The sequence below is a fragment of the Streptomyces pseudogriseolus genome, assembly GCA_002154585.1.
GTDB lineage: Bacteria > Actinomycetota > Actinomycetes > Streptomycetales > Streptomycetaceae > Streptomyces > Streptomyces pseudogriseolus.
Genome location: MUNG01000189.1, coordinates 1 through 9,054 on the forward strand (window position 1 = coordinate 1; position 9,054 = coordinate 9,054).

Here is a 9,054-nt window from a genome sequence, read left to right on the forward strand (position 1 = left end):
CCCAGTACCACCTGATCCGCCTGCTCAAGGGGCGCGGCGGCAACGGCCTGTTCCTGTACCTGGTGCTGGACTCCAGCCGGGCCAACCTGGCCATGGCGCGCCATCAGTTGCGCCGCATCGAGAACGAGCTGGAGGTCTGACACCTGCCCGTCCGCGGCCCCGCCCGCCGGCGCGCGGGGCCGCGGGGCGTTCCGCCGGACGGTCCCGCCGGATGCGCGGCCCGCCCGATGACGTACGGTCACGTTGACCGGACCGTTACCGGCGCCCGGCCCCGCAGGACGCCGGGCGGGTGCCGCGGTACGCGGACAGGAGGCACACGGGTGACAGACGCCGGGCGGGACACGGCCCCGGAGCGGGACGAGGACGCGCGCGTACGGCTGCCGCAGCTCAGGCTGGACGAACTGCTGGAGGAGCTCCAGGCGCGTGTCGACGCGGCCCGCGGCACCCGCGACCGGGTGCGCAGCCTCCTCGAGGCGGTCCTCTCCGTCGGCCGGGAGCTCGAACTGGAGCAGGCGCTGCGCTCCGTCGTGGAGGCCGCCGCCGCGCTGGTGGACGCCCGGTACGCGGCCCTCGGCGTGATCGGCCCGGACGGCAAGCGGCTGTCCGCCTTCCACACCGTCGGCGTCAGCGACGAGGAGATCGCCCGCATCGGCCACTTCCCGGAGGGCCACGGCATCCTCGGCGAGCTGATCCGCCACCCGGAGCCGCTGCGAGTGGCCAAGCTGTCCGAGCACCCGGCCTCGTACGGCTTCCCGGCGCACCACCCGCCGATGAACACCTTCCTCGGCGTTCCGATCCGCGTCCGCGACCAGGTGTTCGGCAACCTCTACCTGACCGAGAAGCGCGGCGGGCTCCAGTTCGACGAGGAGGACGAATCGGTTCTGTCGACGCTCGCGGTCGCCGCCGGCGTCGCCATCGACAACGCCCGCCTCTACGAGGAGTCCCGGCTGCGGGAGCGCTGGCTCCAGGCCAACGCCGAGATCACCCACGCCCTGATGTCCGGCAGCGGGCGCGGCGAGGCGCTGCTGCTGGTCGCCGAGCGGGCCCGCGAGATCACCGGGGCCGCCCTCGCCGTGGTGGCCGTGCCCATGGCGGGCACCGGGTCGCTGACCGTGGAACTCGCCCTCGGACAGGACGCCGAGACCCACCGCGGCCTCGTCGTGCCGGCCGAGGGCAGCCTGCTGGGCCGGGCCTTCGCGTCCGCCGCCCCCGTCACCTCGGCGGACATCGCGCACGACGAACGGGTGTTCCAGGGCCCGCAGACCTTCACCGGGCTGGGTCCCGCCGTGGCGGTGCCGATCGGCGGCGAGGACGGGGTGCGCGGCATCCTCCTGCTGGTCCGCGCGGCCGGCGCCCCCGTCCTCACGGACAAGGAGACGGGGCCGCTGCGGGGCTTCGCCGCCCAGGCCGCCGTGGCGATGGAGCTGGCCGAGCGCCGTCAGGACGCCGAACAGATCGCCGTGCTCGAGGACCGCGACCGTATCGCCCGCGACCTGCACGACCTGGCCATCCAGCGGCTGTTCGCCACCGGCATGACCCTGCAGAGCGCCGGCCGTCTCATCGAGCACAAGGAGGCCTCCGAGCGCGTGCTGCGGGCCGTCGACGACCTCGACGAGACCATCAAGATCATCCGCTCGACCATCTTCGGCCTGCGCTCCCGCGCCTCGGCGGGCGGCGCCGGGACCGGCCTGCGCGCCCGCGTCGTACGGCTCGTCGGGGAGGCCGCGCCGCTGCTGGGCTTCGCGCCCAGCGTGCGGATGGAGGGCCTGCTCGACACCCATGTGTCCAAGGAGGCCGCCGACCACCTGGTGGCGGTGCTCTCCGAGGCCCTCACCAACGTCGCCCGGCACGCCCGCGCCGGACACGCCCAGGTGGCCCTGGAGACCGACGGGCGCGAGGTGCGGCTGACGGTCGCCGACGACGGTGTGGGCCTGCCCTCCGGCGGCCGCCGCAGCGGACTGCGCAACATGGCCGAGCGCGCCGCGCAGCTCGGCGGCTCCTTCGACGTCACGGCCACCCCGGGCGGCGGCACCACCCTGGTGTGGCGGGTGCCGGTCGGCGAGGGATAGCCCCGGTCCCCGGCGGTGTGTGGCGCGCCGCGGCCGCGGGTACTCGGTGCGCCGTTCCGGTCGCGGCGGGACCGCCCGGCCCCGCGGCCGGGAGGACTCGCCGCCGGTGACGGCGCCGGGCCGGACCACCGCCGGCCCCCGGCGCCCTCGCACGGGCCGCACGGCCGCGTGCGCGGCGGTCGTCGGCGGGAGGAGCGGCGAAGTGACGGGCTGGACCTGGCAGTACGAAGGCTACGACCCCGCCGACGAGCGGCTGCGGGAATCGCTGTGCACCCTCGGCAACGGCTACTTCGCCACCCGGGGCGCCCTGGCCGAATGCGCGGCCGACGCCGTGCACTACCCGGGCACCTACGCGGCCGGCGTCTACAACCGGCTCGTCTCCGCGGTCGCCGGCCGCCAGGTGGAGAACGAGGACGTCGTCAACCTGCCCAACTGGCTGCCCCTGCGCTTCCGCCAGCCCGGCGGCGACTGGCTCACCCCCGACACCACCCCCGTACTCGAACACGCCGTCACCCTGCACCTGTCCTCCGGCCTGATGGAGCGCCGTACCCGGTTCGGGCTCGGGGCGGGCGGCGCGCTCCTGGTCCGGCAGCTGCGGTTCGTCCACATGGCCGACCCGCACCTCGCGGGCCTGCGCACCGAGTTCACCGCCGAGGACTTCTCCGGGCCGCTCGAGGTCGAGGCGGCCCTCGACGGCGGCGTCACCAACGCCGGGGTGGCCCGCTACGCCGACCTGGACGGCCGTCACCTCACCCATGTGGTCACCGGCACCTCGCAGCACGACACCGTGTGGCTGCGCTGCCGCACCCGCACCTCCGACATCCGGATCGCCTACGCCGCCCGGCTGACCTCGCCGGCGTCCGTCGCCGTCCGCCACGACCGGCCCCGCGCGGTGCAGACGACCCGGCTGGAGCTGCAGGCGGGGCAGACCCTCACCGTCGACAAGGTCGTCGCCCTGCACACCTCCCGCGACGCGGCGATCAGCGACCCGCTGCACGCCGCCGTCGACCGCGTGCAGCGGGCCGCCCCCTTCGACGCGCTGCTGGCGCCCCACCTGACGGCCTGGCAGCAGCTGTGGCGCCGGGCGGAGCCGGACGTGCCCGACGAGGCGGGGCGCATCCTGCGGCTGCACCTCTTCCACGTGCTCCAGACCCTCTCCCCGCACACCGCCGACCTGGACGTGGGGGTGCCGGCCCGCGGCCTGCACGGCGAGGCGTACCGGGGCCACGTGTTCTGGGACGAGCTGTTCGTCCTGCCGTACCTGAACCTGCACTTCCCGGAGGTCTCCCGGGCCCTGCTGCACCACCGCTACCGGCGCCTGGAACGCGCCCGCACGGCCGCCCACGACGCCGGGCGGCGCGGGGCGATGTACCCGTGGCAGTCCGGCAGCGACGGCCGTGAGGAGACCCAGCAGCTGCACCTCAACCCGCGCTCGGGCCGCTGGCTGCCCGACCACTCCCACCTCCAGCACCATGTGGGCTCGGCGATCGCCTACAACGTGTGGCAGTACTGCGAGGCCGCGGGCGACGAGGAGTTCCTGCATACCAGGGGTGCCGAGATGCTGCTCCAGATCTCCCGCTTCTGGGCCGGCTCCGCCTCCTACGACGACCGGCTGGGCCGCTACCGCATCAAGGGCGTGATGGGCCCCGACGAGTACCACGACGCCTACCCGGACGCCGTCGAGCCCGGCCTGGACGACAACGCCTACACCAACGTCACCGCCGCCTGGGTGCTGGCCCGCACCCTGGAGGTGCTGCGCCACCTGCCCGAGCCGCGCCGCCGCGAGCTCGCCGAGCGCACCGGCCTCGACGAGGCCGAGCTCGACCACTGGGACCACGTCTCCCGCTCCCTGCACGTCCAGTTCCACGACGGGGTCATCAGCCAGTTCGAGGGGTACGGCGAACTCGCCGAGCTGGACTGGCGGGGCTACCGGCGCCGGTACGGCGACATCCGGCGGCTGGACCGGATCCTGGAGGCGGAGGGCGACACCGTCAACCGCTACCAGGCGTCCAAGCAGGCGGACGTGCTGATGCTCGGCTACCTGTTCTCGCCGGACGAACTCCAGGGCGTCTTCCGGCGGCTGGGCCTGAACCTGGACGAGCGGACCTGGCGGCGCACGGTGGACTACTACCTGCACCGCACCACCCACGGCTCCACGCTCAGCGGCCTGGTGCACGGCTGGGTCCTGGCGCGGGCGCGCCGCGCGGACGCCTGGAAGTTCTGCCAGGAGGCCCTCCAGTCCGACATCGCCGACATCCAGGGCGGCACCACGGGCGAGGGCATCCACCTCGGCGCCATGGCCGGCACGCTCGACCTGGTGCAGCGCGGCCTGACCGGCCTGGAGACCCGCGGCGGGGCGCTGTGGCTCGACCCGGTGCCCCTGCCGGAGCTGTCCTCCTACGGCTTCACCGTCCGCTACCACGGCCACTGGGGCGTGCGGCTGCGGCTGGAGAGCAGCTCGCTGGAGATCACCGTGCCCGCCGCCGGCCGCTACCCGATCGAGGTGCACCTGCCCGGACACCGCGCGGTGCGCGTGGACCCGGGCGAGACGGCCCGGCTGGCCCTGCCGGCATGACGACGCCGGACGCCCGGCCGGCGCGCGGCCGGCCGGGCGTCCGGCGGACGGGCCCCTGCCCGGGGCCCACGGGATGTCAGGCGCCGCTTTCGCGGAGCATGTCCTCACGCTCGACGATCTTCACGCGCTCACGGCCCTGCGGCTCGCCCAGCGCCTTCTCCGCCGCGTCCAGGCGGTACCAGCCGTCCCAGGTGGTGTAGCGGATGCCGCGCTCGGCGAGGAACGCGTCCACCGCCTCCGGGGCCGGGGAGACGGGCTCGCCCAGCCGGCCGGCCGCGTGGTCGGCCAGCAGGTTCGCCACGGTCTCGTTGGCGTCGCCCTTGGTGTGCCCGATCAGGCCCACAGGACCGCGCCGGATCCAGCCGGTGACGTACGTGGACGGCAGGTGCTCGCCGGTCTCCTGGACGACCCGGCCGCCCTCGTCCGGGACGGTGCCCGACTCGATGTCCCAGGGCAGCTTGGGCAGCTTGTCGGAGAGGTAGCCGACCGCGCGGTACACCGCGGTGACGTCCCAGTCCTTGAACTCGCCGGTGCCCTTGACGTTGCCGGTGCCCTCCAGGGCGGTGCGCTCGGTGCGCAGGCCGACGACCTTGCCGTCCTCGCCGAGGATCTCGGTGGGCGACTCGAAGAAGTGCAGGAACAGCTTGTGCGGACGGTCGCCGACGTCGCGGATCGCCCAGTTCTCCAGGGTCTTGGCGACCATGTCGGCCTGCTTGTTGCCGCGCCGGGTGGCGATCGAGCCGTCGTCGTAGTCGATGTCCTCGGGGTCGACGATCACCTCGATGGTGGGGGAGTGGTCCAGCTCCCGCAGCTCCATCGGGCTGAACTTCGCCTGCGCCGGGCCGCGGCGGCCGAAGACGTGGATCTCCTTCGCCCGGTTGGCCTTCAGGCCCTCGTGGACGTTCGGCGGGATCTCGGTCGGCAGCAGCTCGTCGGCCGTCTTGGCGAGGATGCGCGCCACGTCCAGGGCGACGTTGCCGACGCCGAGGACCGCCACCTTCTCCGCCTCCAGCGGCCAGGTACGGGGCACGTCCGGGTGGCCGTCGTACCAGGACACGAAGTCCGCGGCGCCGTAGGAGCCGTCCAGGTCGATGCCCGGGATCGGCAGCGCGCGGTCCGCCGTCGCGCCGGTGGCGAAGATGACGCCGTCGTAGAAGGCGCGGAGGTCGTCCAGGTGCACGTCGGTGCCGTAGTCCACGTTGCCGAACAGCCGGATCTGCGGCTTGTCGAGCACCTGGTGCAGGGCCGTGATGATGCCCTTGATCCGAGGGTGGTCGGGGGCGACGCCGTAGCGGATCAGTCCGAACGGCGCCGGCATCCGCTCGAAGATGTCGATGGACACACCGGGGCCGGCGGCCACGTCGGACTTGAGCAGGGCGTCGGCGGCGTAGATCCCGGCGGGGCCGGATCCGACGATGGCTACCCGCAGGGGGCGGGACATGGTCAGGTTCCCTTCGAGCGATGACAGGCGTCTCGGGGGGAAGCCTAAACTGAGGCTTGCCTTACCTGGTACGCGGGTCCGGTCTATGGGCTCATAAGTCGACCTTATGCCCAGTCCTCAGGTGATCTTATAGGGCGGCGTCAGACGTCCGGCGGCAGGTTCTGCTCCGCCCAGATCACCTTGCCCGCCGGCAGATAGCGCGTGCCCCAGCGCTCGGCGAGCTGCGCCACCAGGAAGAGACCGCGCCCGCCCTCGTCCGTCATGGTCGCGTACCGCAGATGCGGGGCGGTGCTGCTGCTGTCGTACACCTCGCAGATCAGATGACGTTCGTACAGCATCCGCACCTGGATCGGCGGGGCCCCGTGCCGCATCGCGTTGGTCACCAGCTCGCTGAGGATCAGCTCCGTGCCGAACGACAGCTCCTCGAGCCCCCACTCGGCGAGCTTCCGCACCACCGCAGCCCGCAACTCGCCCACCGCCGCCGGGTCCGACGGCACCGGCCACTCGGCGATCCGCCCTGCGGGCAGCGCCCGGGTGCGCGCCACGATCAGCGCGATGTCGTCGGCCGCCTTCCCCGGACGCCGGGACTCCAGCACGGACCGGCACGTCTCCTCCGGGGATTCCCCGGCGCCGGCCAGCGCCTGCCGGAGACGCTCCAGGCCCACGTCGATGTCGTGCTCGCGGTCCTCGACCAGACCGTCGGTGTACAGCACCAGCCTGCTGCCCTCCGGCAGCTCCAGCTCCGCCGACTCGAACGGCAGCCCGCCCAGACCCAGCGGCGGCCCCACGGGCGCGTCCGGGAACTCCACCCGCCCGTCCGGCCGCACCAGCGCCGGCGGCGGATGACCCGCGCGCGCCAGCGAGCAGCGCCGGGCCACCGGGTCGTACACCGCGTACAGGCAGGTCGCCCCGATGACCGGGGCGACGTGCTCGTCCTGCGCCTCGTCCTGGTCGATCCGGCCGACCAGCTCGTCCAGCAGCGCGAGCAGCTCGCCCGGCGGCAGGTCGAGCGCGGAGAAGTTGTGCACCGCCGTGCGCAGCCGGCCCATGGTGGCCGCCGCGTGCAGCCCGTGCCCGACGACGTCCCCGACCACCAGCGCCACCCGGGCGCCGGACAGCGGCAGCACGTCGAACCAGTCGCCGCCCACCCCCGCCTGCGCCGGCAGATAGCGGTAGGCGATCTCCAGCGCGTTCTGCTCGGGCAGCGTGCGCGGCAGCAGGCTGCGCTGGAGCGTCACCGCCATGCTGTGCTCGCGCGTGTAGCGGCGGGCGTTGTCGATGGACACCGCGGCCCGCGCCACCAGCTCCTCCGCCAGCGCCAGCTCCTCCTCGTCGAACGGCTCCTGCTTGCGCGAACGCCAGAAGCTGACCACGCCCAGGACCAGCGCGCCGGCCCGCAGCGGCACCGTGATCAGCGAGTGGACGCCGTACTCCACGATCTGCGCGGAACGCTCCTTGTCCTGCGCCTGCCAGCCGGGCGCTGCCTCCAGCCGCGGTTCCAGCACCGCGCGGCCCGTGGCCAGGCTGCGGCCCTGCGGGGACGACTCGACGAAACGGAACTGGTGGTGCTTCGGATACAGCGGCGCGTCGTCGGCGATGCCGGCCCAGGCCGTGCGGCGCAGCGCCGCGGCCGCGTCCGGCTGCCCGCCCGCCAGCACCGACTCGAACAGGTCCACGGTGGCGAAGTCGGCGAACCGCGGCACGGCCAGGTCCGACAGCTCCTGCGCGGTCCGCGCCACGTCCAGGCTCGTGCCGATGCCCACGCCCGCGTCGTAGAGCATGTTGAGCCGCTCACGGGACTCCTCCGCCCGGCCGGACAGCGCGCGCAGCTCCGTGGTGTCGCGGACCGTGGTGACGCTGCCCCGGTGCCGGCCCGCCGGGTCGGTGGGGCGCTGGTTGACCGCGAGCAGCCGGTCGCCCACCGGAAGCACCTCGTCCGTCGCGACCCGGCCCGAGGACAGCAGCTCCGTCGTGGCCGGATCCAGACCCTGGTCCCGTACGTGCCGGCCCTCGGCGTCCTCGGGAAGGCTGAACAGACGGTGCGCCTCGTCGTTGGCGAGCAGCAGGGTGCCGTCGCCGTCGAGGATCATCACGCCCTCACGCACCGCGTGCAGCACCGCGTCGTGGTGTTCGTACATCCGGGTCATCTCGTGCGGGCCGAGACCGTGGGTCTGGTGCAGCAGACGTCTGCTGATCAGGGCCGCGCCGACGGTCGCCAGGGCCAGCGCGGCCAGCGCCGCGCCCAGCACCAGCGGCAGCTGCGCCTCGGTCGCTCCGCCGACGTTCTCCAGCGTGATGCCCGCCGACACCAGGCCGACCACCGTGCCGTCCGGGTCCTCCACCGGCACCACGGCCTGCACGAGCCGGCCGATGGTCCCCTCGATCTCCTCCACGACCGGCTCGCCCGCCAGCGCGGGCTCGATGGTGCCGACGAACTGCTTGCCGATGCGGTCCGGGCGGGGGTGGGTGTAGCGGATGCCGTCGGTGTTCATGACCACGATGAAGTCGACGTGCGACCGCTCACGGGCGGCCTCGGCGCGCGGCTGGAGCACGGCGGTGGGGTCGGGGGAGTTCAGCGCCGCGATCGTGCCGGGGGCGTTGGCGAAGGTCTCGGCGACGGCGAGGGAGCGGTTGCGGGCCTCCTGGGTGCTGTCCCGCTGCACCTGGAGCACCAGCGCCACGACGGCGGCGACGACCAGCAGCAGCACCATCACGAGGAGCAGGACGAACACCTGTCCGGCGACGCTGCGCCCGCTCAGCACCGACCGCAGCCCCGCCATCGGATGCCACCCGGGGCGGACGCTCTCCTTCCGCCGGCGCCGCACGGACGCTGCCGCGCCGGACCGCTGGGGCGACCGGGTCCGGGATCGACCCATGAGTCGGACCATGTGCCATGTCTACACTGCCGCGCGTATCGAGGCGAGAGTAGGCCGCGGGCGCGGGGTGGGACACGGGTGTGTGGGGTCCCC

At 73.9% G+C, this 9,054-nt stretch carries 4 protein-coding genes; 2 read left to right on the forward strand and 2 right to left on the reverse strand.

The window, feature by feature from the left end; translation table 11 throughout:
• Window positions 1–320: 320 nt before the first annotated feature.
• Complete coding sequence (locus CCN29_RS17850) at window positions 321–2,069, forward strand: sensor histidine kinase (RefSeq protein ID WP_006132999.1); 1,749 nt, start codon at window positions 321–323, stop codon at window positions 2,067–2,069.
• Window positions 2,070–2,271: 202 nt separating this feature from the next.
• Entirely contained in the window at window positions 2,272–4,644 is a 2,373-nt protein-coding gene (locus CCN29_RS17855) for a glycoside hydrolase family 65 protein (RefSeq protein WP_006133000.1), read from the forward strand.
• Between the two features lie 76 nt (window positions 4,645–4,720).
• Here CCN29_RS17855 and CCN29_RS17860 read toward each other — a convergent pair whose 3' ends face one another.
• Window positions 4,721–6,085: an FAD-dependent oxidoreductase gene (locus CCN29_RS17860; protein ID WP_086683050.1), complete on the reverse strand. Its 1,365-nt coding sequence runs from the start codon at window positions 6,083–6,085 to the stop codon at window positions 4,721–4,723.
• A 140-nt stretch (window positions 6,086–6,225) separates the two neighbouring features.
• The gene (locus tag CCN29_RS17865) at window positions 6,226–8,865 is read right to left on the reverse strand and encodes a SpoIIE family protein phosphatase (protein ID WP_031020848.1); all 2,640 of its coding nucleotides are present in this window, start codon (window positions 8,863–8,865) and stop codon (window positions 6,226–6,228) included.
• Window positions 8,866–9,054: the final 189 nt, after the last annotated feature.

Excerpts from the sequence above, each read along its gene's own strand:
- CCN29_RS17860 (WP_086683050.1), bottom strand. The coding sequence starts at position 6,085 with ATGTCCCGCCCCCTGCGGGTAGCCATCGTCGGATCCGGCCCCGCCGGG.
- CCN29_RS17865 (WP_031020848.1), bottom strand. The coding sequence starts at position 8,865 with ATGGCGGGGCTGCGGTCGGTGCTGAGCGGGCGCAGCGTCGCCGGACAG.